This is a genomic window from Bradyrhizobium oligotrophicum S58 (genome assembly GCF_000344805.1).
Lineage (GTDB): Bacteria > Pseudomonadota > Alphaproteobacteria > Rhizobiales > Xanthobacteraceae > Bradyrhizobium > Bradyrhizobium oligotrophicum.
In genome coordinates, this window is the sequence record NC_020453.1 from 3,844,520 (window position 1) to 3,869,834 (window position 25,315).

23 protein-coding genes, 3 tRNA genes and 1 pseudogene are annotated in these 25,315 nt (G+C 64.6%); 18 read left to right on the top strand and 9 right to left on the bottom strand.

The features are described from left to right. The first annotated feature begins 158 nt into the window (after positions 1–158). From S58_RS16565 to S58_RS16580, 4 genes are all read left to right on the top strand, one after another. On the top strand, positions 159–929 hold the full coding sequence (locus S58_RS16565; RefSeq protein ID WP_015666494.1) for a gamma-glutamyl-gamma-aminobutyrate hydrolase family protein: 771 nt from the start codon (positions 159–161) through the stop codon (positions 927–929). An 82-nt stretch (positions 930–1,011) separates the two neighbouring features. Continuing rightward, positions 1,012–1,620 (top strand): hypothetical protein, encoded by a 609-nt coding sequence (locus S58_RS16570; RefSeq protein ID WP_042339652.1) that lies wholly within the window; start codon positions 1,012–1,014, stop codon positions 1,618–1,620. 58 nt (positions 1,621–1,678) lie between these two features. Next, positions 1,679–2,836 (top strand): lipase-like domain-containing protein, encoded by a 1,158-nt coding sequence (locus S58_RS16575; protein WP_015666496.1) that lies wholly within the window; start codon positions 1,679–1,681, stop codon positions 2,834–2,836. Between the two features lie 107 nt (positions 2,837–2,943). Further along, positions 2,944–3,543 (top strand): hypothetical protein, encoded by a 600-nt coding sequence (locus S58_RS16580; RefSeq protein WP_015666497.1) that lies wholly within the window; start codon positions 2,944–2,946, stop codon positions 3,541–3,543. Positions 3,544–3,618: 75 nt separating this feature from the next. Here S58_RS16580 and glnA read toward each other — a convergent pair whose 3' ends face one another. Both glnA and S58_RS16590 read right to left on the bottom strand, forming a co-directional pair. After that, positions 3,619–5,028 (bottom strand): type I glutamate--ammonia ligase, encoded by a 1,410-nt coding sequence (gene glnA, locus S58_RS16585; RefSeq protein ID WP_015666498.1) that lies wholly within the window; start codon positions 5,026–5,028, stop codon positions 3,619–3,621. 227 nt (positions 5,029–5,255) lie between these two features. Further along, positions 5,256–5,594: a P-II family nitrogen regulator gene (locus S58_RS16590; protein WP_009027873.1), complete on the bottom strand. Its 339-nt coding sequence runs from the start codon at positions 5,592–5,594 to the stop codon at positions 5,256–5,258. Between the two features lie 532 nt (positions 5,595–6,126). Here S58_RS16590 and S58_RS16595 point away from each other — a divergent pair. Beyond that, positions 6,127–7,626: a bifunctional ADP-dependent NAD(P)H-hydrate dehydratase/NAD(P)H-hydrate epimerase gene (locus S58_RS16595; RefSeq protein WP_015666499.1), complete on the top strand. Its 1,500-nt coding sequence runs from the start codon at positions 6,127–6,129 to the stop codon at positions 7,624–7,626. Positions 7,627–7,783: 157 nt separating this feature from the next. On the opposite strand, the gene S58_RS16600 is transcribed toward S58_RS16595, so the two are convergent. After that, on the bottom strand, positions 7,784–8,866 hold the full coding sequence (locus tag S58_RS16600) for an enolase C-terminal domain-like protein (protein ID WP_015666500.1): 1,083 nt from the start codon (positions 8,864–8,866) through the stop codon (positions 7,784–7,786). Between the two features lie 27 nt (positions 8,867–8,893). Continuing rightward, positions 8,894–10,204, bottom strand: a complete 1,311-nt coding sequence (locus S58_RS16605) for a multicopper oxidase domain-containing protein (RefSeq protein WP_042339659.1) — start codon at positions 10,202–10,204, stop codon at positions 8,894–8,896. Between the two features lie 173 nt (positions 10,205–10,377). Between S58_RS16605 and S58_RS16610 the strand changes: the two genes are divergently transcribed. The 7 genes from S58_RS16610 to S58_RS16640 all read left to right on the top strand — a co-directional run bounded on the left by S58_RS16610 (position 10,378) and on the right by S58_RS16640 (position 17,962). Next, positions 10,378–10,462, top strand: a tRNA-Leu gene (locus S58_RS16610). 173 nt (positions 10,463–10,635) lie between these two features. After that, a complete protein-coding gene (gene tig / locus S58_RS16615) occupies positions 10,636–11,994 on the top strand; it encodes a trigger factor (protein ID WP_015666502.1) in 1,359 nt (452 codons plus the stop codon). Positions 11,995–12,285: 291 nt separating this feature from the next. Then, on the top strand, positions 12,286–12,918 hold the full coding sequence (locus S58_RS16620) for an ATP-dependent Clp protease proteolytic subunit (RefSeq protein ID WP_015666503.1): 633 nt from the start codon (positions 12,286–12,288) through the stop codon (positions 12,916–12,918). 436 nt (positions 12,919–13,354) lie between these two features. After that, a complete protein-coding gene (gene clpX / locus S58_RS16625; protein ID WP_015666504.1) occupies positions 13,355–14,629 on the top strand; it encodes an ATP-dependent Clp protease ATP-binding subunit ClpX in 1,275 nt (424 codons plus the stop codon). 328 nt (positions 14,630–14,957) lie between these two features. Continuing rightward, on the top strand, positions 14,958–17,381 hold the full coding sequence (gene lon / locus S58_RS16630) for an endopeptidase La (protein WP_015666505.1): 2,424 nt from the start codon (positions 14,958–14,960) through the stop codon (positions 17,379–17,381). A gap of 63 nt (positions 17,382–17,444) precedes the next feature. Further along, positions 17,445–17,843 carry a GFA family protein gene (locus S58_RS16635; RefSeq protein WP_015666506.1) on the top strand — a complete coding sequence of 133 codons (399 nt, stop codon included), beginning with the start codon at positions 17,445–17,447 and terminating at the stop codon, positions 17,841–17,843. A 42-nt stretch (positions 17,844–17,885) separates the two neighbouring features. Next, positions 17,886–17,962, top strand: a tRNA-Val gene (locus S58_RS16640). A gap of 48 nt (positions 17,963–18,010) precedes the next feature. On the opposite strand, the gene S58_RS16645 is transcribed toward S58_RS16640, so the two are convergent. Beyond that, positions 18,011–18,196 carry a hypothetical protein gene (locus S58_RS16645; protein WP_015666507.1) on the bottom strand — a complete coding sequence of 62 codons (186 nt, stop codon included), beginning with the start codon at positions 18,194–18,196 and terminating at the stop codon, positions 18,011–18,013. A 213-nt stretch (positions 18,197–18,409) separates the two neighbouring features. Here S58_RS16645 and S58_RS16650 point away from each other — a divergent pair, with 213 nt between their 5' ends. Next, positions 18,410–18,895: a Crp/Fnr family transcriptional regulator gene (locus S58_RS16650; RefSeq protein WP_015666508.1), complete on the top strand. Its 486-nt coding sequence runs from the start codon at positions 18,410–18,412 to the stop codon at positions 18,893–18,895. Here S58_RS16650 and S58_RS16655 read toward each other — a convergent pair. Beyond that, positions 18,834–19,659, bottom strand: a pseudogene (locus S58_RS16655) (metallophosphoesterase family protein). The gene S58_RS16650 and the pseudogene S58_RS16655 overlap by 62 nt on opposite strands. A 209-nt stretch (positions 19,660–19,868) precedes the next feature. Between S58_RS16655 and S58_RS16660 the strand changes: the two are divergent. Beyond that, positions 19,869–20,726: a class I SAM-dependent methyltransferase gene (locus S58_RS16660; protein ID WP_015666511.1), complete on the top strand. Its 858-nt coding sequence runs from the start codon at positions 19,869–19,871 to the stop codon at positions 20,724–20,726. Between the two features lie 22 nt (positions 20,727–20,748). Here S58_RS16660 and pepT read toward each other — a convergent pair whose 3' ends face one another. Both pepT and S58_RS16670 read right to left on the bottom strand, forming a co-directional pair. After that, a complete protein-coding gene (gene pepT, locus S58_RS16665) occupies positions 20,749–22,005 on the bottom strand; it encodes a peptidase T (RefSeq protein ID WP_015666512.1) in 1,257 nt (418 codons plus the stop codon). Positions 22,006–22,191: 186 nt separating this feature from the next. Then, positions 22,192–22,443, bottom strand: a complete 252-nt coding sequence (locus S58_RS16670) for a hypothetical protein (protein WP_015666513.1) — start codon at positions 22,441–22,443, stop codon at positions 22,192–22,194. A gap of 215 nt (positions 22,444–22,658) precedes the next feature. On the opposite strand from S58_RS16670, the gene S58_RS16680 reads away from it, so the two are divergent. After that, positions 22,659–22,735, top strand: a tRNA-Asp gene (locus S58_RS16680). Positions 22,736–22,933: 198 nt separating this feature from the next. Here S58_RS16680 and S58_RS16685 read toward each other — a convergent pair. Next, complete coding sequence (locus S58_RS16685; protein ID WP_015666515.1) at positions 22,934–23,131, bottom strand: hypothetical protein; 198 nt, start codon at positions 23,129–23,131, stop codon at positions 22,934–22,936. Positions 23,132–23,746: 615 nt separating this feature from the next. Between S58_RS16685 and S58_RS16690 the strand changes: the two genes are divergently transcribed. From S58_RS16690 to S58_RS16700, 3 genes are read left to right on the top strand one after another with little or no spacing between them, the layout of a single operon-like run. Then, on the top strand, positions 23,747–24,112 hold the full coding sequence (locus S58_RS16690) for an NADH-quinone oxidoreductase subunit A (RefSeq protein WP_006611013.1): 366 nt from the start codon (positions 23,747–23,749) through the stop codon (positions 24,110–24,112). Next, on the top strand, positions 24,109–24,693 hold the full coding sequence (locus S58_RS16695; protein WP_173424458.1) for a NuoB/complex I 20 kDa subunit family protein: 585 nt from the start codon (positions 24,109–24,111) through the stop codon (positions 24,691–24,693). Before S58_RS16690 ends, S58_RS16695 begins: the two co-directional genes overlap by 4 nt. A gap of 12 nt (positions 24,694–24,705) precedes the next feature. Next, complete coding sequence (locus S58_RS16700; RefSeq protein WP_015666517.1) at positions 24,706–25,311, top strand: NADH-quinone oxidoreductase subunit C; 606 nt, start codon at positions 24,706–24,708, stop codon at positions 25,309–25,311. Positions 25,312–25,315 lie beyond the last annotated feature (4 nt).

A 25,315-nucleotide genomic window follows, 5' to 3' on the forward strand; every position in this document is an offset into this window, starting at 1 on the left:
CGCAGGCTTCGGGGATCGTTTCACGGGCGGAAGCCGCGGGGTTGTCCGGAATTGGCATTGGGGACCCGCGCGGTCATATGTTGATCCGGCTTCGCGAGAGAGGCATGATTTGCAGAGGCATGATTTGTGCCTGCGGGAGAGAAACGGAAACGAGGGCCATGAAGCGTCCGGTGGTCGGCGTGATCGGCAACAGCCATCGCGTCGAGAACAGGTTCACCGTGCAGATGGTGGGCGAGCGTAATTTGAGCGCCGTGGCCGAGGTCGCGGGCGCGCTGCCGCTGATGTTTGCCGGCGTCCCCGAGATTACCGACATCGGCGCGCTGCTCGAAATCGTCGATGGCGTGGTGCTGACCGGGGCCCGCGCCAATGTGCACCCGACCCGTTTCAACACGGAGCCCAGCCTCAAGCACGAGCCCTACGACGTCCATCGCGACGAGGTGGCGCTGCGGCTCTCTGAAGCCTGCGTCGCCAGAGGCATCCCGCTGTTCGGCATCTGCCGCGGCCTGCAGGAGATGAACGTCGCCTTCGGCGGCTCGCTGCATCCGGAGATCCGCGAAATTCCCGGCCGCATGAACCATCGCATGCCCCGGCTGGAGAATGGCGAGATCCATCCCGATCCCACCGTCGTCTTCGCCGACCGCCACGAAGTGCGGCTGACGCCGGGCGGCGCCTTCGCCACGATCCTCGGCTGCGACGCCATCAAGGTCAATTCGCTGCACGGGCAGGGCATCCTCGAGCCCGGCGATCGCGTCGTCATCGAGGGTATCGCCGAGGATGGCACCATCGAAGCCATCCGCATCGCCGAGGCCCCGAGCTTTGCGCTCGGCGTGCAATGGCACGCCGAGTACGATCCGCAGCAGAACCCGATCAATCGGAAGCTGTTCGAGGCGTTCGGGGCGGCGGTGAAGAAGCGCCACCTGTCCTCCTGACGTCGGAGCTGAACCCAGGACGCGTCGAGGCAGACCAAGCTGCAGGACCACATCATCATGTCCTCGTCGCAAGGGTTCCTGGATGCGCCATGTCTTGATCGCTGCAGCTCTGGTGATGGCCTCTCCAGCTCTCGCCCAGAGCACACCGCCAGTCGAAGGGCCGATCACCTGTTCGCTGCCCGTCGCCGCCACGGACTCCCTGAAGAGCCTGAAGCAGCGCTATGGCAATGACGCCGTGGTGCAGGACCTGCCCGGCGCCGAGGGCGAAACGTCCAAGGGCCTCGTGCTGTTTCCGAAAGCCATGGACCGGCGCATCGAGATCGCGTTCATCGAAGACAAGATGAATGCTGTGTCAGGTCTGACCTTGCGTGATACGGCGAAGACCAGCCGCTGGAGCGTTGCCGGCATTTCGATCGGCGCCAGCCTCGCCGAAGTCCAGAAGGCCAACGGCAAGCCGTTCGTGGTGAGCGGCTTCGGCTGGGACTATGGCGGCTTCGTCACCGACTTCAAGAACGGCACGCTCGGACGCATTCTGCCGGGCGGCTGCTCGATCACGCTGCGCTTCGGCAAGGATGGAAATACGCCGAGGGCGTTGTCGGGCGATGGCGTGAAGGTGTCATCCGACAATCCGGCGCTGGTGAAGTTCGCGCCTGTCGTGACCGAGATCAGCGTCAATTTCGCCGCGAAGTGATGGCGATGGATCCTGCTTGAGCAGGAAAGCGTAGCAACTGCGCCGGGGAGGGTTGGCAATGAGTCTGAACCTGAAATCCCGCAAGATCATCTTCGTTCACGGCATCTTCGGCTGGGGCGAGAACGAGCTGCCGTTGTCCTATTGGGGCGACGCGCTCGCGCAGTTCGCAGGGTCTCGTTTCGAGGCGCATGAAGTGAAATGCGGACCGGTCAGCTCGTTTCACGATCGTGCCTGCGAAGTGTTCGCCCAGATCAAGGGTGGCGACTTTCAATATTGCGGGGCCGCGGGTGTGAGCAACGACCCGGCCAAACGCTCGGTCGTGGCGCGGAGCGAGAGGAGACAGGTTCCGCCTCAGCCGCTGTTGTCCGACTGGTCGGCAGACAACCCGGTCATTCTGGTCGGCCACAGCGCAGGAGCTCATACCTGTCTTGCCTTGCAGCAGCTGCTCGCCCGGGACTTCTTCGGAGTTGGATCGAGCGCCGATTGGATCGAGGCGGTGGTCTGCATCTCGGGCGTGCTGAACGGGTCGACCTTGACCTACATGTTCGGCTGCGACCCGGTCACGGGCAAGCTGGAGCAGAATCCCGGACGGCTGATCGACGCGGCGCTCGCGCTTGCCATGATGGTGTCGGGAGGTCCCACACCGGAGTTGTGGCTGGAGCAATGGGCGGACAGGACAGCCTTCGTGAGCGGTCAGGACAATCTCGCGTGCGATCTGACGCTGTCGGGCTGCCGCGCCGCGAACGCCGGCTTCTCCACCAACCCTACCACCTATTATTTCTCCCTTGTCACGAGCACGCCGGAGAACCGGTCGGTGCTCGGCATCGAACTGCCCGTTCGCTACATCGGGATCAACCCGCTGTTGCACGCCACCGCGATCTACCAGGCGGACAGGGACGACTTCTCAGCCGGGGCGCTTCCGCTGCCGAACTGGCACACGACCTCGCAGCTGCAGATCGAAGCATGGCGCGATAATGACGGCGCGGTGAGCGCGATATCGCAGTTTCTTCCCTTCACCCATCATCCGGAGCCGGTCGGTGGTGAAGGGTTTCTGTCCAGAGTCTCGATCGAGAAGGGCAAGTGGTACTTCGAGCGGATCGAAAACGTGGTCGGCAGATCGTTCGATCACCTCGACCCGGCGTTCGGCGCCAAAATAAAATTCGGCGCGGCTGCGGCGCAACGAGAGCTCTATCAGAAGCTCGCCGCGTTTCTTTGAGATGGGATGGAGCGGTGCCCGTTAAACAAGGTGCCTGCCGCAAGGCCGATCGGCGCGGATTCGCCACGGAGCGATGGTAAGCTGCTTGCGTTTGACCAGGGACCTGCATGCGCCACGCGATCGTTCTCTTGATGCTCCTCGCGGCACCGGGATCGGTGCAGGCGGCGCCGCCGGCTGACGGGCCGATCACCTGCACCGCGCCGGTGTCGGTCGAGGACTCCGCCAAGAGCCTGCTGCAGCGCTATGGCGATCAAGCGGTGCTCGACGACAAGCTATACACCGGTGTGGAGGACATCACCTATCAGGGCGTCGTGCTGTCGCCGAAGTCGCCGGAGTTGCGGATCGAGATCGGCTTTACCGACGAGACGATGCGCCGGGTCTCGCGCCTCACCTTGATCGACTCCACAACGAGCCATTGGAACGTTGCCGGCGTCACGCTCGGCTCGACCTTGGCCGAGGTGCAGAAGATCAACGGCAGGCCGTTTCTGATCCGCGAGTTCTTCACCGATGGCGGCGGCTTCGTCGTGGACTGGAAGGGCGGCGCACTCGGCCGTCCTTTGCCGGGCGGCTGCTTCCTTGAGGTTCGCTTCGGCAAGGGTAGGGACGATCGTGCGCCGGCCGCAGATCGGGTTTCATCCGACAAGGCCGAGGTGCGCAAATGGGGGCCGGTGGTCGAGCAGATCGTCGTCATATTTCCTGAAAAATAGGGGAAAGGCAGAGACCGCAAACAAAAGGCGCCCCGCGAGGGGCGCCTTCGTGATCCGCCGATCTGTGTCGGGCGATCAGCCCGAGTAGTACATGTCGAACTCGACCGGGTGCGGGGTCATTTCGAAGCGCTCGACCTCGGTCATCTTCAGCGCGATGTAGCTGTCGATGAAGTCGTCGTCGAACACGCCGCCGGCCTTGAGGAAGGCGCGGTCCTTGTCCAGGTTCTCGAGCGCCTCACGGAGCGAACCGCAGACGGTCGGGATCTGCTTCAGCTCTTCCTTCGGCAGGTCGTAGAGATCCTTGTCCATCGCCGGGCCCGGATCGAGCTTGTTCTTCACGCCGTCGAGGCCGGCCATCAGCATCGCGGCGAAGCCGAGATAGGGGTTGGCGAGCGGATCGGGGAAGCGGACCTCGACGCGCTTGGCCTTCGGCGAGGAGGTGTAGGGGATGCGGCACGAGGCCGAGCGGTTGCGCGCGGAGTAGGCGAGCAGCACCGGCGCCTCATAGCCCGGGACCAGACGCTTGTAGGAGTTGGTCGACGGGTTGGTGAAGGCGTTGATGGCCTTGGCGTGCTTGATGATGCCGGCGATGTAGGACAGGCAGGTCTCCGACAGGTCGGAATACTTGTTGCCCGCGAACACCGGCTTGCCGTCCTTCCAGATCGACTGGTGGACGTGCATGCCCGAGCCATTGTCGCCATACACCGGCTTCGGCATGAAGGTGGCGGTCTTGCCATAGATGTGCGCGACCTGGTGGATGCAGTACTTGTAGATCTGCATCTGGTCGGCCATCAGCGTCAGCGTGTCGAACTTCATGCCGAGCTCGTGCTGGGCAGAAGCGACCTCGTGATGGTGCTTCTCGACCTTGACGCCCATGCGCGCCATGGCGCCGAGCATCTCCGAGCGCATGTCCTGCACCGAGTCCTGCGGCGGGACCGGGAAGTAGCCGGCCTTGGTGCGGATGCGGTGGCCGAGATTGCCGCCCTCGTACTCGGTGTCGGAATTGGTCGGCAGCTCCGAGGAGTCGAGGCGGAAGCCGGTGTTGTAGGGCGAGGAGCTGTAGCGCACGTCGTCGAACACGAAGAATTCGGCTTCCGGGCCGACGAACACGCTGTCGCCCACGCCCATCGACTTCACCATCGCCTCGGCCTTCTTGGCGATACCGCGGGGGTCGCGGTTGTAGGGCTCGCCGGTGGTCGGCTCGAGCACGTCGCAGGTGATGATCATGGTCGTTTCGGCGAAGAACGGATCGATCGTCGCGGTGACCGGGTCGGGCATCAGGCACATGTCGGACTCGTTGATCGCTTTCCAGCCGGCGATCGAGGAGCCGTCGAACATCGTGCCTTCGGCGAAGATGTCTTCGTCGATCATGCTGACGTCGAAGGTCACGTGCTGCCACTTGCCGCGCGGGTCGGTGAAACGCAGGTCGACGTATTTGACGTCGTTGTCCTTGATTGCCTTCAAGACGTCTTTTGCGGTCTTCATGAATACCCCTCTTGGATTATAGCGTCACGGCCCGGCGCGCGGGACGGCGTCCGCGGGTCATGCTCCATAGCCTCGCCTGTGGTCCAAGACAATATCGGAAACGCCAAAACGGCCGCGTGCAAGCGCCTCGCAGAGGACGCCTGAGCTGCCGTCGGGGCTGCCTGCGCAGCAATTGTTCTCTCCGGGAGGCTTGGCGCGGGGTGCCGGTCCAAGCCTCGCGCGCCGAGCTAGATCGCGTCCAGCCCGGATTCCCCGGTTCTGATGCGGATGGCTTCCTCGATGTTGGAGACGAAGATCTTGCCGTCGCCGATGCGGCCGGTCTGGGCGGCGCGGCGGATCGCCTCGATCGCGCGCTCGACCAGGTCGTCGCCGATCACGATCTCGATCTTCACCTTGGGCAGGAAGTCGACGATGTATTCGGCGCCGCGATAGAGCTCCGCATGTCCCTTCTGGCGGCCGAAACCCTTGGCCTCGGTCACGGTAATGCCCTGAAGCCCCACCTCCTGAAGCGCCTCCTTCACCTCGTCGAGCTTGAACGGCTTGATGATGGCTTCGATCTTCTTCACTGAGCGCCTCCCGGGCATTCCGCTATAAAAAACAGGTGGGTCATCGTCAGGCTGCGCCAATGTGCAGGTCGTTCGATTGCTTCGTTACCGGGCCTGACACTCTCCGGCGGAGGCCCGGTGATTGACAGCCCGTCTTGCCCCGTGCCGAAGTGGCTCCACAAAAGCAGGGTCTATGCCAAGTCGTTAACGAGGCCAAATCGAGCGGATATCCGGGCCTTTCGAGCGGACCCAACGATTCCCCAAGGGAGTGCCCAGAATACCGAAGCCCGCGAATTAGGCAAACGGGTTACAAGTTGTGCAGATGTCGACGGGGCATCCGCGCGCTGGCCCAAATGCTCAGGGAAAAGGCGATCGTGATTGTTTGATCGGCCGTCGGAGGGCGCAAGCGCTCTTGGAACTTGCCGCCGGGCACGGCAATAGAGTGGCAGGATGCGGCGGTGCGCGCACCGGTTGGGGAATGACGGCGCACCGTGGCGGCCCACGGCGGAGATCGAGCAGCCGGCACGAGGCGGCTCCGGGGACATGAGCAGCAATGGAAGTGTTGACCACGAGCGAAATGGAACGTGCTGACCGGCTGACGATCGCGGCCGGCACGCCCGGCTTTTCGCTGATGCTGAGCGCCGGCCAGGCCGTGGCCGCAGCCGCGATGGACCTGGTCGAGGAGGGGCCGATCCTGGTGGTGTGCGGACCCGGCAACAATGGCGGCGACGGCTTCGTCGCGGCCGCCGAGCTCGCCGCGCAGGGCCGCGAGGTCTCAGTCATCCTGATGTGCGAGCGCGATGCGCTGCAGGGCGACGCCGCTTCCGCCGCCAGGGGCTGGAAATTCCCTGTGCTGCCGTTCACGCCACAGGCGATCGGCCGGCCGGCGCTGATCATCGATGCGCTGTTCGGGGCCGGTCTCAGCCGTCCCGTCACCGGCGAGCCGCATGACGTGATTGCCGCCATCAATGCCAATGGCGCCCCCGTCCTCGCGGTCGACCTGCCGAGCGGCATCAACGGCACCACGGCGGCGGTCATGGGCATCGCGGTGCGCGCGACCGAGACGGTGACCTTCTTCCGCAAGAAGCCGGCGCATCTGTTGCTGCCTGGCCGGCAGCATTGCGGGCAAGTCCGGCTCGCCGACATCGGCATCGATCCCCAGGTGCTCGGCGAGATCAAGCCGCAGGCGTTCGAGAACGAGCCCGAGCTCTGGCACAGCCGCTTTCCCGTGCCACGCATCGACGGCCACAAATATGCGCGCGGCCATGTGCTGGCGGTGTCCGGCGACATGACCGCGACGGGTGCCGCGCGCATGGCGGCGCGGGCGGCGCTGCGCGCCGGCGCCGGCCTCGTGACGCTGGCCTCGCCACGCGACGCGCTCATGGTCAACGCCACGGCGCTGACGGCCGTGATGGTGCGCGCTGCCGATACGGCCATCGAGTTCGGCGAGCTGCTCGGCGACAAGCGCTACAACACCTGCATCATCGGGCCCGGTGCGGGTGTCAACGAACGGACGCGCGACGTCGTCTTCACCGCGCTGTCGGCGCAGCGCCATCTGGTGCTGGATGCGGATGCGCTGACGAGCTTTGCGGATGCGCCGGCCCGGCTGTTCGAGCAGATCAGGGCATTGCCGGACGCGCAGGTCGTGCTGACGCCGCACGAGGGCGAATTCCCGCGGCTGTTCTCGGATCTGAGCAACAAGCATCCCGGCCGCTCCAAGCTGGAGCGCGTGCGTGACGCGGCCGCGCGCTGTGGCGCGGTCGTGCTTCTGAAGGGCGCCGACACCACGGTCGCCGCGCCGGACGGTCGCGCCGCGATCGCCGCCAACGCGCCGCCCTGGCTCGCCACCGCCGGCGCCGGCGACGTCCTCGCCGGCATCATCGCAGGGCTGCTGGCGCAAGGCGTCCCGGCGTTCGAGGCCGCCTGCATCGGCGTCTGGATGCATGGCGAGACCGGCTCCGAGGCGGGGCCCGGGCTGATCGCGGAGGATCTGACGGAGACGCTGCCTGCGGTGTTCCGGCGGCTGTATGACGGGTTCGGGATCGAGTATTGACGGCAAAGACTGTCATGCCCGCGAATGCGGGCATCCAGTACGCCGAGGCCCATCGATTCAATCACAGACGTCTCGGAGTACTGGATCGCCCGGTCAAGCCGGGCGATGACAGCTTGAGTGTGGTGATGCCGACGCGTCTCACTCAGTGCACCATTGCTCATGTGATCTGATACTTCGCCACTGCGCTCTCGTTCCAGGCGAGCCCGAGGCCCGGGCCACGCGCGGTCACCTTGCCGTCGATGACATCAAGCGGTTCGGCGAGGATGGCGCCGGCGAAGTCCAGCACCTCCAGCCAGTGCGCCGTCGGCGTCACCGCCAGCACGTGTGCGCTCGCTTCGGGCAGGATGTGGCTCGACATCGGGATCGAGGCGGCGTCGGCTTGGCCTGCGACGTTGAGCCAACCGGTGATGCCGCCGACCTTCATCAGATCGGGCATGATGAAGTCGGAGGCCCCGGCCGCGATCGCTTCCGCGAAGCCGCGCGGAAACCACCAGTTCTCGCCGGCCTGGATCGGAATCTCCGAGCGCTCGCGCACCCGGGCATGGCCGGAGAGATTTTCCTGCGGCACCGGCTCCTCGATCCAGGTCAGGTCGTAAATGGCAAGGCGGCTGATTCTGCGCGTGGCCTCCGTGGGATCGAGCGACTGGTTGAAGTCCAGCATCAGTGCCATGTCCGGGCCGAGCAGGGCGCGCAGGCCCTCGATCATCGCTTCGTCGGTCGCGAGGTCGCCGTGGCCGCCCTTGGTCTTGATGGCGCGGAAGCCGTGCTCGTTGCGCGCGGCGCGCAAGGTCCGCTCGTCCGCCTTGGCATCGAGCACGCCATAGCTGTCATAGGCAGGGATCGGCCGCACGCTGCCGCCGAGCAGCTCGACGACAGGCTTGCCCGCGATCTGTCCCAGCGCGTCCCAGAACGCCATGTCGAGGCCTGATACGGCCATGCCGACCAGGCCCTGCCAGCCGAGCAGGCGGAATTTGGCGTCCATGAGCTTCATCAGCTCGAACGGGACCAGCGCCTTGCCGGTGAGCTCGCGGCCGATCTCCTCGACCAGCAGCACCAGCGGCTTCAGCGCGAGCCTGGTGTAGGCGAAGAGGTAGGAGTGGCCGGTAACCCCCTGATCGGTCGTGACGTCGATCAAGACCAGCGGGCCGGAATCGATGATGCCGAAGGCGTTGCGCAAGGGGCGCTTCATGGGGGTCACGACGGCGCGCGCCTTGACGCCGATAATTGCGGCAGTGGTCATGGGTGTGATCCCTTCGGGTTCGTTTCCTCACCTGATCTCATACCATCGCAGCTGGCGCGGCGCCGCCCAGTTGGTGGCCATGCTCTCGATCAGGAACCGGCCGGCCGTCTCGGCCTGGAAGGCGACGCGCTGGGTTTGCCCGGCTTCCAGCGCCAGCGTGTCGAGCCAATATGGCTTCCAGCCGTCGTCGAGCCGGTCGAGCAGCCGGAACGGCTGGCCATGCAGATGGACCACGATGCTGCTGGCCGTCTTGTTGGCGAGCGCCAACACCACGACACGGCCGGCCTTGGCCTGGAAGGCGGCCGCGCTGGAGGCGGTGAACTGGGCGGGCGGACGCCAGTCGGGACCTTCGAGCGTCAGCTCGGCGCGAATGGCGGTCCGCAGGTCGAGCTTGTCGGGCAGTCCGTTCGAGGGCAGGGCGTCCGGCGGAGGCAGCGGGGCGGCGCGCAATGGCGGCTCGGTGGAGAGCGTCAGGCGGGCAATGGGCCGCGCCGCGGCGCCGTCATGCAGCAGCACCGGCAGCGTCGCCTTGGCGGCGGGCATGTCGATGAACACGTCGGTGCGGCCGCCCGGCGGCAGCACCACGGCGCCGTTGCGAGCCAGGAATGGCTCCGCCGGCTGGCTGTCGATCGCCATCACGCGGACGGCGTCGATGTCGGCGATTTTGATCGCGATCACAGCGCGCTGGCAGCCATTGATGAACCGCAGCCTGGCCCGCGCCTGCGCCCGCAGCGGGATGTCGGGCTGGAGCTGTCCGTTCACGGTGTAGAGCAGCTCGGCGTCCTTGGCATCCGTGCCGGGCGCCAGCGCCGTTCCATCGGCCTTGAGCCTGAAGTCCTCGACCAGGAAAACCTCGTCGCGGTCAGTGGTTACCCCCGCGGCCTCATCGACGATGAGAGGCAACGGCCGGATCGGAGCGGCGGCGCCGTCGGCGAGCAGGCGCAGATCGAGCAGGCCGGTGCCGGCCCTGGCCGCAGTGGCGGCAATGGCGGCGCGCCCACCGGGGCCGACCGGCGCCTGGACCAGCAGCGGAGCCGGCGCGACCACGCCGCGGCCGCTCAGCGCCACCGGTATGCCAAGCCCATTGGCCAGCGCCAGATCGACCAAGCTGCCGCGCGGCAGCCGCACGACCGGCGTGCGGGCCGCGAGCTGCCAGGCCGGGGACGGCGGACGGCCGGCGCCGAGCGCCAGAGATTCGCTCCGGGCATCCAAGGGAACGGACATTCGTTCGGCTGCCGGGGCCAAACGGGGAAAAGAGGAGACGCAGGCTGCGGCAAGGCCACCGAGCACGGCCCGGCGGCTGACCCCCGCGAAAGGATCGCTCATGCGACAAAACATTGCGGTGCGAGGGGGATGCGGATCATCTCGTTTTCCCTTATCTGTGCGGCGAGCTCGGCAGACCGGCCGGCCATGGCGCTGTCGAAGGCCCATTTTTTTGCTGCGGACGGTTTCGCGCGTGGTATAAGCCGCGCCGCCCGCGGCATCGCGGCCGGGCTATCGATGCAGCTCACGCGGGCGTGGCGGAACTGGTAGACGCGCTGGATTTAGGTTCCAGTGACGAAAGTTGTGGGGGTTCGAGTCCCTCCGCCCGCACCAAGCGCTGCTCTGGCGTTTGCCCCAAGTTTTACCGGCGAACCCGTTCTCTCGCAAAGAGAAAGCGGGGGATGCCGAGCCACCGGCGCAAGGCTCGTTGCCGCGCGTCGTCCACAATTGATGAAGGTGTGTTCGGATCGCAAGGGTCCGGACCGAAGCGGAAGAAGATTGACGCCATGCAGGTCACAGAAACCTTGTCCGAAGGCTTGAAGCACGAGTTCCAGATCAGCGTTCCCGCGGCCGATCTCGACGCCAAGGCGGGCGCCAAGCTGGTCGACCTGAAGGACAAGGTCCGCATCAACGGCTTCCGTCCCGGCAAGGTGCCGGTCGCCCATCTGAAGAAGATCTACGGCAAGTCGGTCATGGCCGAGACCATCGACCAGACCATCCGCGACACCAACACCCAGATCTTCACCGAGCGCGGCTTCCGTCTGGCGACCGAGCCGAAGGTGACGATGCCGACCGAGGAAGCCGAGGTCGAGAAGATCCTCAGTGGGCAGTCCGACCTGACCTACACCGTGGCCGTCGAGGTCGTGCCCGCGATCGCGCTCGCCGACTTCAAGACCTTCTCGGTCGAGAAGCCGGTCGCCGACATCACCGATGCCGACGTCGACGAGGCGATCAAGCGCCTGGCCGACGCCAATCGCAGCTACGCCGCCAAGGCCGACGGCGCGAAGGCCGAAAACGGCGATCGCGTGAAGGTGAACTTCAAGGGCACGATCGACGGCGTCGCCTTCGAGGGCGGCACCGGCGAGGGCATCGACGTCGTGATCGGCTCGAACACCTTCATCCCGGGCTTCGAGGACCAGCTGGTCGGCATCGGCGTCGGTGAGACCCGCACGCTCAAGGTGACGTTCCCGACCAACTATCTGAACAACGAGCTCGCCGGCAAGGCCGCCGAGTTCGAGACCACGGCGACCGCGATCGAGGCGCCCGAGGAGAAGGTCGTGGACGACGAGTTCGCCAAGACGCTCGGCCTCGAATCGCTCGAGAAGCTGAAGCAGCTGATGCGCGACCGTCTCGCCGGCGAGTTCAACCAAGCGACCCGCCAGCGCGTGAAGCGCGCGCTGCTCGACCGTCTCGACGAGACCCACAAGTTCGACGCGCCTCCCTCGCTGATCGACGAGGAGTTCAACCTGATGTGGAACTCGGTCAAGGCCGAGATGGATTCCAGCGGCAAGACCTTTGCCGACGAGAACACCACCGAGGACAAGGCGAAGGACGAGTACCGCACCATCGCCGACCGCCGCGTGCGCCTCGGCCTCGTGCTGTCGGAGATCGGCGAGAAGAACAAGATCACCGTGACCGACGACGAGGTCAGCCGCGCCGTGATCGAGCGCGCGCGCTCGATGCCCGGTCGCGAGAAGGAGGTCTGGGACTTCTATCGCAGCAACCCGCAGGCGCTCGCGCAGCTGCGCGCGCCGATCTACGAGGACAAGGTCGTCGACTTCATCCTCGAGCTCGCCAACGTGACCGAGAAGAAGGTCTCCAAGGACGAGCTGTTCAAGGATGACGACAGCGACAAGGCGGCCTGATCGGGCTGCCTCCTGCCGCGACCCAGCAGCCTCCGATTAAGGTTGACCGGCGAAAGCGCCGGTCGGCCCGGTGCCGGCGCTGGTCGGAGCGGCGGGAATCAGCTTGAACGGGGACAGCGGCCTTGCTCGCGACTGGTCCAGTCTCGCCGGTCTTGTCACCGGGAAATTGGTCCATATCTGTGGGCTCGGTCTTGAAGTTCTGCATCACGGGACGCCTGTCGCTGCTCTTTGAATGAGCCTCACCTGCGGCGGCCGGTTGTCTCAACTGCTCGTCCAACCCTTGGGTGATTCATGCGCGATCCCGTCGAAACCTATATGAACCTTGTGCCCATGGTGGTCGAGCAGACCAACCGCGGTGAGCGCGCCTACGACATTTTCTCGCGCCTCCTGAAGGAGCGCATCATCTTCGTGACCGGTCCGGTCGAAGACGGCATGTCGACCCTGACGGTCGCGCAGCTGCTGTTCCTGGAAGCCGAGAATCCGAAGAAGGAAATCTCGATGTACATCAACTCGCCGGGCGGGGTGGTGACGTCGGGTCTGGCGATCTACGACACGATGCAGTTCATTCGCCCGCCGGTGTCGACGCTGTGCACGGGCCAGGCGGCCTCGATGGGCTCGCTGCTGCTGTGCGCCGGCCACAAGGACATGCGCTTCTCGCTGCCGAACTCGCGCATCATGGTGCATCAGCCGTCCGGCGGCTTCCAGGGCCAGGCGACCGACATCATGCTGCACGCCCAGGAAATTCTGAACCTCAAGAAGCGGCTGAACGAGATCTACGTCAAGCACACCGGTCAGTCCTACAAGGCGATCGAGGATGCGCTGGAACGCGACAAATTCCTCACGGCGGAAGCCGCTGCCGAGTTCGGATTGATCGACAAGGTGATCGAGAAGCGGCCGGAAGATCCGTCGCAGACGGGCAAGTAACGAGGTGACGGCGAGGCTTGGTGTCCAAGCCTCGCGGCCACACGGCATCGACTTTGCCGGCTGAGCCGGCAGAGGTATTGAGGTGGGGTCCCAAAAGGGCCGCAACCCGGCCGTGCAACCGGCAAACAGGCGTGGCAAACACGCAACGTTCGATCGATTTCGCGTGTTCTTACCGTGTCAAGCCCCAAAATCACGGTAATGTCACGGTCTAGGGTATGTCCTCCGATTAGCGAATTCTTGATAGTCGGATGACAGCATGATTGGCTAGAGTGTCCAGTTATGGATCGTGGGGGATTCGCGCAGGTCGTGGGTGCACGGCGGGTGAAGAACAAGGTCTTAATTTTGGTACGAAATTTGCTCTTTCACCAGTTTGATCCGGCCCGTGCCGGATCGGAACGAACGAGCGGACAAGAGCGAACCGCGGACGGAGACAGGAATGAGTAAGGTCGGCACGAGCGACTCGAAGAACACGCTATATTGCTCGTTCTGCGGCAAGAGCCAGCACGAAGTCCGCAAACTGATCGCAGGTCCAACCGTCTTCATCTGCGACGAGTGCGTCGAACTCTGCATGGACATCATCCGCGAGGAGAACAAGTCCTCGCTGGTCAAGTCGCGCGACGGCATTCCCACCCCGAAGGAAATCTGCAAGGTCCTGGACGATTACGTCATCGGCCAGAACCATGCGAAAAAGGTGCTGTCGGTTGCCGTCCACAATCACTACAAGCGGCTGAACCACCAGACCAAGCACTCCGACGTCGAGCTCGCGAAGTCGAACATCCTGCTGATCGGTCCGACCGGCTCGGGCAAGACGCTGCTGGCGCAGACGCTGGCGCGCATTCTGGACGTGCCGTTCACGATGGCGGATGCGACGACCCTGACCGAGGCCGGCTATGTCGGTGAGGACGTCGAGAACATCATCCTGAAGCTGCTGCAGGCAGCCGACTACAATGTCGAGCGCGCGCAGCGTGGCATTGTCTACATCGACGAAATCGACAAGATCAGTCGCAAGTCGGACAATCCTTCGATCACCCGCGACGTGTCGGGCGAGGGTGTCCAGCAGGCGCTGCTCAAGATCATGGAAGGCACGGTTGCGTCCGTGCCGCCGCAGGGCGGCCGCAAGCACCCGCAGCAGGAGTTCCTGCAGGTCGACACCACCAACATCCTGTTCATCTGCGGTGGTGCGTTCTCCGGCCTCGAGAAGATCATCTCGGCGCGCGGCCGGTCGACCTCGATCGGTTTCGCGGCTCAGGTGCTGGCGCCGGAAGACCGTCGGACCGGCGAGATCTTCCGTCACGTCGAGCCCGAGGATCTGCTGAAGTACGGCCTGATCCCGGAATTCGTCGGCCGTCTGCCGGTCGTGGCGACGCTCGAGGATCTCGACGAGACCTCGCTGAAGAAGATCCTGACCGAGCCGAAGAACGCGCTGGTGAAGCAGTATCAGCGGCTGTTCGAGATGGAGAACATCGAGCTGACCTTCGCCGACGAGGCGCTGGGCGCAGTGGCCCGCAAGGCCATCGAGCGCAAGACCGGTGCACGCGGTCTGCGGTCGATCCTCGAAAGCATCCTGCTCGAGACGATGTTCGACCTGCCGGGCCTCGAAGGCGTCGAGGAAGTGGTCATCTCGCGCGAAGTGGTCGAGGGCACGGCCCGTCCGCTCTACATCTACGCCGATCGCTCCGATCGCGCAGTGGAAAGCAGCGCCAGCGCGTGATCCGCGCTGGTACGATAGACAGAAGACCTCGATTTCTAAAGTCGGCGATCGCTGCGGACTACGCGTCCGCAGCGTCGCACTGTTTCAGAGTCCCGCCGCGTAAAGCCATATTTGGCGGGTGTTTACCGATACTTGACACCCCCCGGCTCGATAGCCACCTAATGTCGCGTGGCGATACAAATCTCAATCCCGGGATTCGCCTCAACAAACGATCCGAAACAAGCGGGCGATATCGACGCGTCAGTGATGTCCGGATCAGATCGCACCTTGTGGCGGTTGCGCACGATGGCGGACTGCGTGCAAGGGGGCAAAACAAAAGGAACAGGCCATGACGACCCCCAAACCCCGGCCGACCATCGTTTACGGCGAGAGCCACGCCTATCCGGTTCTGCCGCTCCGCGACATCGTCGTCTTCCCGCACAACATCGTGCCCCTGTTCGTCGGCCGCGAGAAATCGATCCGCGCCCTTGAAGAGGTGATGAAGAACGACGCGCTGGTCATGCTGGCGACGCAGAAGAACGCGTCTGACGATGATCCTGCTCCGGACGCGATCTATGAGACCGGCACGCTGGCGAGCGTGCTGCAGCTTCTGAAGCTGCCCGACGGCACCGTGAAGGTGCTGGTCGAGGGCCTGGAGCGCGCGCGCGTCGAGAAGTACACCGATCGCGCCGACTACTACGAAGCCACTGCCGTCGCGCTCGAAGACACCGATGCGAAGTCGGTGGAGGCGGAAGCGCTCGGCCGCTCCGTCGTGTCGGATTTCGAAAGCTATGTGAAGCTGAACAAGAAGATCTCGGCCGAGGTCGTCGGCGTCGTTCAGTCGATCACCGATTTCGGCAAGCTGGCCGATACGGTCGCCTCGCACCTCGCCGTCAAGATCGCCGATCGCCAGGGCATCCTGGAGACGCTGTCCGTCACCACGCGCCTGGAGAAGGTGCTGGGCCTGATGGAGAGCGAGATCTCGGTGCTGCAGGTCGAGAAGCGCATCCGTTCGCGTGTCAAGCGCCAGATGGAGAAGACCCAGCGCGAGTACTACCTGAATGAGCAGATGAAGGCCATTCAGAAGGAGCTGGGTGACGAGGACGGCCGCGACGAGCTCGCCGATCTGGAAGAGCGCATCAACAAGACCAAGCTCTCCAAGGAAGCGCGCGAGAAGGCTCAGCACGAATTGAAGAAGCTGCGCCAGATGTCGCCGATGTCCGCGGAAGCGACCGTCGTGCGCAACTACCTGGATTGGCTGCTGTCGATTCCGTGGAACAAGAAGTCCAAGGTGAAGAAGGATCTGGAGGCCGCGCAGGCGGTTCTGGATGCGGATCACTATGGGCTGGAGAAGGTCAAGGACCGCATCGTCGAGTACCTGGCGGTGCAGTCGCGCGCCAACAAGCTGACCGGCCCGATCCTGTGCCTGGTCGGACCTCCCGGCGTCGGCAAGACCTCGCTCGGCAAGTCGATCGCGAAGGCCACGGGGCGCGAATTCGTTCGCGTGTCCTTGGGCGGCGTGCGCGACGAGGCGGAGATCCGCGGTCACCGCCGGACCTATATCGGTTCGATGCCCGGCAAGATCATCCAGTCGATGCGCAAGGCCAAGACCTCGAATCCTCTCTTCCTGCTGGACGAGATCGACAAGATGGGCTCGGACTTCCGGGGTGACCCGTCGTCGGCGCTGCTGGAGGTCCTCGACCCCGAGCAGAACACGACGTTCAACGATCACTATCTGGAGGTCGACTACGACCTGTCGAACGTGATGTTCATCACGACCGCGAATACGCTGAATATTCCCGGGCCGCTGATGGACCGCATGGAGATCATCCGCATCGCCGGCTACACCGAGACCGAAAAGCTCGAGATCGCCCGCAAGCACCTGATCCCCAGCGCGATCTCGAAGCACGGACTGGACTCGAAGGAGTGGTCGATCGACGACGATGCGCTGCTGCTCGTGATCCGGCGCTACACCCGCGAGGCGGGCGTGCGTAACCTGGAGCGTGAGATTTCGACACTGGCCCGCAAGGCCGTGAAGGAGCTCATGATGTCCAAGAAGAAGTCGGTGAAGATCACCGAGAAGACCGTCGAGGAATTCTTGGGTGTTCCGAAGTACCGCTACGGCGAGATCGAGAGCGATGACCAGATCGGCATCGTGACGGGTCTGGCGTGGACGGATGTTGGCGGCGAGCTGCTGACGATCGAAGGCGTCATGATGCCCGGCAAGGGCAAGATGACGGTGACGGGCAATCTGCGCGACGTCATGAAGGAATCGATCTCGGCGGCGGCCTCGTTCGTCCGGTCCAGGGCGATCAACTACGGCATCGAGCCGCCGTTGTTCGACCGGCGTGACATCCACGTCCACGTGCCGGAGGGGGCGACCCCGAAGGATGGCCCGTCGGCCGGCGTGGCGATGGCCACGACGATCATCTCGGTGATGACCGGCATTCCGGTTCGCCATGATGTCGCGATGACCGGCGAGATCACCTTGCGTGGTCGCGTGCTGCCGATCGGCGGTCTGAAGGAGAAGCTGCTGGCCGCCTCGCGCGGCGGCATCAAGACGGTGCTGATCCCCGAGGACAACGCCAAGGATCTCACGGAGATCTCCGATGCGATCAAGGGCGGCATGGAGATCATCCCGGTGGCTCGTCTCGACGACGTCGTCGCCCGGGCGCTGGTGCGCAAGCCGGTGCCGATCGTCTGGGAAGAGGATACGAAGGTGCCGGTGAAGGCCGATGGCGACGAAGCCGCCGGCGGCCTGACCGCCCACTGAAGCTCCGGACAGATCAAGGAAACGGCGCCTTCGGGCGCCGTTTTCGTTTGGGAGGAGAGCGCGATGCAGATCGATGGTGGCTGCCACTGCGGCCGTATCACCTACCAGGCGCAGATCGATCCCGACCGGGTCTCGATCTGCCACTGCACCGATTGCCAGACCCTGACCGGCTCCCCGTTTCGGGTGACAGTCATCTGTGCTGCTGAGGACGTGCGGCTGACTGCCGGTTCGCCGCGCCGATATACCAAGCTCGGCGACAACGGCCGGCCCCGTCACCAGCATTTCTGTAGCGACTGCGGAACGCCGCTGTTTTCGAGCGGCGAGGGCGGCGGGGATTGGGGCATTCGCTGGGGCAGCATTCGCCAGCGCGACCGCTTGTCCCCGCGCCGGCAGATCTGGTGCGGTTCCGCAGTTGGTTGGCTTGACCAGATAACCGGTCTGCCCGGACGTCCCGGCGATTGATCCAGAGGCGGGCAGGGGGTAAAGAAGCCCCCGCGCATATGCGGGCGGCTAGCTCAGCTGGTTAGAGCATCTCGTTTACACCGAGAGGGTCGGGAGTTCGAATCTCTCGCCGCCTACCATTCCCACCGTCGGGACGCAGCCTCGAACTGGTGCCGCTGCGGAAAGCTTCATTTCTCCAGGCTGATCGCGATCCTTTCAAGAAGCGCGTTGGTCCGTCGGGTTTCGTCGATCTGCCGCTCGTACAGCAGAGCGACTTTCTTGATCGATCCTCGGTGGCTGATCCAAAGCCACACGCCGATCAGAATCATGAACGGAAGCCAGGAGACAATCAGCTCCACCAGCCATCGTTGCATCACGACCGGCCCTCGTAATTCCGAGCTCTTTCTCAGGTAGTATGGGAGTTGCAGCGCAGCCTTGCATGGGCGCGTAGATGCGCTGGGTGGTCCATTTTCGACACGGTTTAAAATCCTTTTCAGTGGCCGTTGCGAAGCGCTTCGACGATTTCGCGTGGCGGTCGGCCGTCCTTACGCTAGGCTCAAGCTTGTTCAAACGTCGCGGACCAACCGATGACCGACTTCCTGCGTCACTGCACCGGCGGACATGAGCGCAAGATCGCGGCGGGTGAGAACCTGCTGGAGGAGGGCCACGGCACTGGGCATCTCTACATCCTGCTCGAAGGCCGGTTGGAGGTGATCAAGGCCGGCGCGACCGTCGCTCTCGTGTCGGAGCCGGGCGCGCTGTTCGGCGAGATGTCGCTGCTGCTGGAGCAGCCGCACACGGCGACCGTGCGCGCGGCGGCGGATTGCCGCATCTACGAGATCCTTGATGCGCGGCGTTTCCTGGCGGAAAATCCTGAAGCGACGCTGTCGATCGCGCGCATGCTGGCGCAGCGGCTCAATGTCGCCAACACCTATCTCGCCGACCTGAAGCGGCAATATGCCGGCCACGGCACCCATCTTTCTATGGTCGGAGAGGTGCTGCAGAGCATGATCAACCTGCCGCCGCAGCCGGTCTCGCCAGGAACGGATCTGGAATCCGATCCACGGCTCTGAGCCAGTCCGGCGCTGAAGTAACCGGCTGCGCCGGCCGCTGCAATGGGCTGGTGAGATCGATCCATTCGGCCTGTCCCGCCGCCAGCCAGAAGGCCTGCTGGGCATCACTGTCGAGCACGATGAAGGTCGGCGGCCGTCCCGGCTGCCGCCCGGTGTTGAACACCCAGGTCGCGCCAAGCCGGTCGAACCATGAGCCGTTCTGGATGAAGGGCGACTGGTGAACGTGACCCGAGATCACCATCGTCGGCTGATGGCGTGCGATGAGGCTTCCGAGCTCCGTGTCGCCAAAAAAGCGTTTGCCGCCCCATCACCGGCGAATTGGCGGGCGGTGCATGATGCAGCCAGATCCAGCGTGCAGCCTGTCTCGCTGCAGCGGCTTCGAGCTGGCGTTCGATGGCCGCCTTGACCAGCGGACCGTCCCACCATGGGCAGACCGACACCAGCGTGTCGTCGATCAGAAGGTCGTCGCCATCGGCGGCAATGCCGAGCTCACGGAGCGTTCTGATCCAGGCCGCGATCTTCTCGCCATCAGGGCTGCGATCCTCCAGATCGTGATTGCCCGAGCAGATCAGCACGCGCGTCTTGGCCGCGAGCAGCGCCAGGTACTTCTTGACCACGACGATCTGCGCGCGGATGTCGACGATCGAAGCGAGATCGAGCGCGTCCCCGGCGAATACGACCGCGTCGAAATGGCCGGCGGCTGCGACCAGCCAGTCGAACTGCGGCAGCGCGTAGTGAAGATCGGCAACGACGAGACAGCGCATGAGGCTCCTGACGGGGCTCGTCGAAGCAAGAGCGAGACCAGATTCCGCTTCCCGCTATCACATCTCAGCCGGCACCGGGCCAGCCTTTCGGCCGGCGGGAGCCTGTCCGAACCGTGGTGAGGCAAGTTATCGCGTGCTCGTGCCTTGACAGCGACGACCGCTGCGTGCGCGGATGCCGGCTCCGAGGATGACATCAGACAAGGCGCATCATGCAATTGCCTGCAGGAGACGATCGCAACGCCGACCAGATCGCGTACTGGAACGGCCCCGGCGGTCAGCGCTGGTCGGACCGGCAGGCGGCGCAGGACATCCTGCTCGCGCCGGTGTCGCAGATCCTGATCGACCGCATCGCGGCCAAGCCGGGCGACCGCATCCTCGACGTCGGCTGCGGCTGCGGCGGTCTGGCCATCGCGCTGGCGGCGCGGGTCGCGCCCGGTGGCCACGTGCTCGGGGTCGACATCTCCGCGCCGATGCTCGAACGCGCCCGCGCGGTGGCGCGGGCAGGTCTCCCCGTGGAGTTCGTGCTGGCCGATGCCACCGTGCATCCGTTCGCGCCGGCGAGTTTCGACCTGCTGGTCTCGCGGTTCGGCGTGATGTTCTTCGCAGACCCGGTGGCGTCGTTCGCCAACATGCGCCGCGCGTTGAAGCCGGGCGGTCGCGTGGTGTTCGCCTGCTGGCGGGAGCCTAAGGCCAACCCCTGGATGATCGCGCCGCTCCAGGCGGTCTATCGCCATGTGCCGAAGCTGCCGGAGATGGCGCCGGAGGATCCGGGCCCGTTCGCCTTTGCGTCCGAGGCGCGGGTGACGCGCATCCTGGGCGAGGCCGGCTTCAACGACGTCGCGCTCGAGGCCCACGCGCTGTCGCTCGACATTGCGCTCGGGAACGGGCTCGACGCCGCCGTGCAATCGGCTTTCGAGATCGGCCCCGCCAGCCGTGCGCTGGAAGGGCATCCCCCGGCCACCCGCGAAGCGGCGCGGCAATCGGTCCGCGACCTGCTGGCGCAGCATCTGGCCGGCGACAGCGTCCCGCTCGCGGGCTCGATCTGGCTGGTGACGGCGGGCGCCTGACGGCTCCGCCGGGCCCCACGCCTCAGGCGCGCTCCTCCCAGATCATTGCCAGGTGGACGATGGTCTGCACCGCCTTCTCCATGTCACGGACGCTGACCCATTCCAGGCGCGAGTGGAAGGCGTGCTCGCCGGCGAAGATGTTGGGGCAGGGCAGGCCCATGAACGACAGGCGCGAACCATCGGTGCCGCCGCGGATCGAGGTGCGCACCGGCGTCAGCCCGGCGCGTCGGATCGCGTCCTCGGCATAGGTCACGATCTCCGGATGGAGGTCGATGACCTCCTTCATGTTACGGTACTGCGCCTTGACCTGCATCTGGTAGCTGGAGCGCGGATAGTCCTTCATGACGTCCCGGACGATGTCTTCGAGCAGCGCCTCCTTCTGCCGCAAGCCCTGTTCGCTGAAATCGCGCACGATGAAATCGAGCCGGGCCTGCTCCAGCGTGCCGGACATCCCGACCGGATGCAGAAAGCCTTCCTTGCCCTCGGTCGTTTCCGGCGAGCAGGTGTCCTTGGGCAGTCGCTCCACGATGGCAGAGGCGATCTTGATCGCGTGCTCCATCTTGCCCTTGGCGAAACCGGGATGGGCGCTGACACCGGTGATGGTGATGGTGGCGCCGTCCGCAGAGAAGGTCTCGTCCTCGATATTCCCGGCGGTCTCGCCGTCCATGGTGTAGCCGTAGTCGGCGCCGAGCTTCTTCATGTCGACGCGGTCGACGCCGCGGCCGATCTCCTCGTCGGGCGTGAACAGGATCTTGATCGTGCCGTGCTTGATCTGCGGGTTGTTCACCAGGACCTGCGCGGCGTCCATGATCTCGGCGATGCCGGCCTTGTTGTCGGCGCCGAGCAATGTGGTGCCGTCCGAGGTGACGATGTCATTGCCGATCTGGTCGTTGAGCGCCGGATGCTCGGCCGGACGGATCACCTGTGCCGGATCGCCCGGCAGGACGATATCGCCGCCCTGGTAGTTGTGCACGATCTGCGGCTTCACGCCGGCGCCGGAGCAGTCCGGGGACGTATCCATGTGCGAGCAGAAGCAGATCACCGGCACCTTTTTATCGGTGGTCGCCGGGATGGTCGCATAGACATAGCCATGCTCGTCCAGATGAACATCCGCCAGCCCCATCGCCTGCAGCTCGGCGGCGAGCAGGCGGCCAAGATCCTTCTGCTTCATGGTCGAAGGGCAGGTTGGCGAGGTCGCGTCCGACTGGGTGTCGATCACGACATAGCGCAGGAAGCGCTCGGTCACGGAATGGGTGAAGCTGGGAAGACTGTCGGACATGGGCACCACAAGGAGGATGGAGGAGCATATTACCGCTGATTGGGGGAGTTAATATATCAGAGTGGGGCCGCCGATGGTGAGATTGGCGGATGGCGAGATTGGATAAGACGGCATCCGAGTCCCTCGGTGGTGTGAAGTGCAATTTTCGGCTGGCCCTGATGATGGGCACGGCTCGCCGCAGCCGCATTACGACCGGCCGCGCGACGGTGACCTGGGGGGAATCCCGAGCCCGACGATTCCGACCTTATCGTCCTCGCGCAGATGCCAGGCGATTCGTGCATCGGTCGCCAGGATCTCCTCTATCTGCTTCTCGGCAGCCCGTTGGCGGCGGCCAGACGCCTCGAAGTGACGGCGATCGGACGGCTCGCCCGTTTTGCCATGCCCGGCCTCCTGGCTGATGATTTTGCGGCTCACCGTGGCAGGGGCGGCCAGGCCCATGGCCGGCGGCCTCCCGAACGAAACGGCTGAAACCTCCACTTGGCTGATCGTGACGCAGACATTCGAGAGGGTCTCGGTCCTTCCAAGCCGGACGACCCCTGCCGGACCCTTTCTTCGGGGCTCGGCAAGGACTTCCCACAGCTACGGGTTCATTGTCCTTGACTTCGAAACATCGCCCCTTTAAGTCGCACTCCTCCGCGGGATTTCGCGATCACGCGGGAGTAGCTCAGTTGGTTAGAGCGCCGGCCTGTCACGCCGGAGGTCGCGGGTTCGAGCCCCGTCTCTCGCGCCATTTTCGATGGCTTAGCATTCAATTTGATCTGTCCGCGCCGGGCTCCTGGGCCGCGCTGCGACGTCTCCTGATCCCGATCGTCTCTCCCTGCTGCACCGCGTATCCCGTGACGATGATCATCGTCTGCGATCAGCCATTAGAAAAGGCCGCCGATAGGGCGGCCTGGCGCAACGGTTGGGATCGGCGGGGATGGTTGGCTCAGCGAACCATCGAGCCGTTGGAACTGGTCACGGCCACCGGCTTGCCGGCCTTCACGACGTGAGCGGCGGTCTGATCGTAGTCGACATTGGTGCGGGCCGCGATCCCGAAGGCGGTTACGGCGATGCCTGCGACAATGGCCACGATCACGATCTTGAGGTGGGTCGAACGATCTGCGGAATGGAGCGAGTGGTTCATGTCAGCCTCCCGGCGTCTCAGAGCGCCACTTTGTTGCCGGAATGTGTACCTCCGCTTTGTTTCGATCCCGTTTCTTCGTTTCCTCAAAATGGTTTCATTGGTTGCAGCGCTCATTGCAGCAATCGGGAGTATGCGCGCCGGGACATTCCGCCGGCATTGGGCGGCATGGCCATCGGCCCGCCGGTCCGGCTCCGGGCACCGGCCTCGAGCCGCCGGCGGTCTTGATTCGGCTGCGTCTCGCGACCATCTAGCTCGGTAGCGGAAGCGGACAGGGCCATAGCTCATTGGCGAGAGATCGATCGCCGCTCCGTCATCCGTCTTCGACCATCTCCGGCCTGCGCACAACGCCGTGCGTGCTCGCGCGATTGCTGACCACGTCAGCATCCGTGAAGGCCACGCGCGACACCGTATTGCTGCGGGTCTGCGATGCGAGAGGTGCGCGCGTGTTTCGGTGGCCGCCATTCCCTGTGTGTCCGGGTTTCCGCAATGTGGGGAGGGCTGTCGGGCGGAAGACGGCTTGTCTTGCGCGGCTTGGTGCGCTGCGCTAAGGCTTCGACCAATTCCAATGCAACGAGTCTGTGGTTTGCACCGAAACCGCAGAGGAAAGTGGCGCCGATGACCGGCATCCTCCAGAACTATCTCCCCCTCGTCGTGTTCATAGGTGTCGCAGCCATCATCGGGGTGGTGCTCCTGATCGCCCCCTTCGTGGTCGCCTACCAGCAGCCCGATCCCGAGAAGCTCTCCGCGTACGAATGCGGCTTCAACGCGTTCGACGACGCCCGCATGAAGTTCGACGTCCGCTTCTATCTGGTTGCCATCCTTTTCATCATCTTCGACCTCGAAGTCGCCTTCCTGTTCCCCTGGGCAGTCGCATTCGGCAAGCTCGGTGCGGCCGGCTTCTGGTCGATGCTGGTGTTCCTGGCCGTGCTGACGGTCGGGTTTGCCTACGAATGGAAGAAAGGCGCGCTTGAATGGGATTGAGCCCGACCACGTCCTCGACCGGGCCGGCGATCGCTCCGGCCCCGAAGGGCATTCTCGATCCCGCGACCGGCAGGCCGATCGGTGCCAACGACCCGTATTTCCTCGAGGTCAGGCACGAATTGTCGGACAAGGGATTTTTCGTTGCCACCGCTGACGATCTCATCACCTGGGCCCGGACCGGCTCGCTGATGTGGATGACGTTCGGCTTGGCCTGCTGCGCCGTCGAGATGATGCAGGTCTCGATGCCGCGCTACGACGTCGAGCGTTTCGGCTTCGCGCCACGCGCCTCGCCGCGGCAGTCCGACGTGATGATCGTCGCAGGCACCCTGACCAACAAGATGGCCCCGGCGCTGCGCAAGGTCTATGACCAGATGCCGGAGCCGCGCTACGTCATCTCGATGGGCTCCTGCGCCAATGGCGGCGGCTACTACCATTATTCCTATTCGGTGGTCCGTGGCTGCGATCGCATCGTTCCCATCGATATCTACGTGCCCGGCTGTCCGCCGACCGCCGAAGCGCTGCTGTACGGTGTTCTGCTGCTGCAGAAGAAGATCCGGCGCACCGGCACCATCGAACGCTGAAGGTTTTATCGCATGGACGACGGCAGGCTCGACGCCCTTGGGCAGACGATCGTGAGCGCGCTTCCGGGCGCGGCGATCGGGCATTCGGTTGCTTTCAATCAGCTCACGGTGAACGTGGAGCCCGGCCGGATCGTCGAGGTCGTGAAATATCTGCGTGACGACCCGGGCTGCCGGTTCATCAACTTCACCGACATCACGGCAGTGGACTATCCGGAGCGCGCCAAGCGCTTCGAGGTCGTCTACCACTTCCTGTCGCCGACCCTGAACACCCGCATCCGGCTCAAGGCGGAGGCCGACGAGACCACGCAGGTGCCGTCGATCATCGACGTGTTTCCCGGTGCCGACTGGTTCGAGCGCGAGGCCTATGACCTCTACGGCGTGATCTTCGTCGGCCATCCCGACATGCGCCGGCTCCTCACCGACTACGGCTTCGACGGCCATCCGCTGCGCAAGGACTTCCCGACCACCGGCTTCGTCGAGGTGCGCTACGACGACCAGGAGAAGCGGGTGATCTACGAGCCTGTGAGGCTCAACCAGGAATTCCGCAAGTTCGATTTCTTGTCGCCCTGGGAAGGCGCGGACTATCCGCTGCCGGGCGACGAGAAAGCGAACAAGTGAGTGG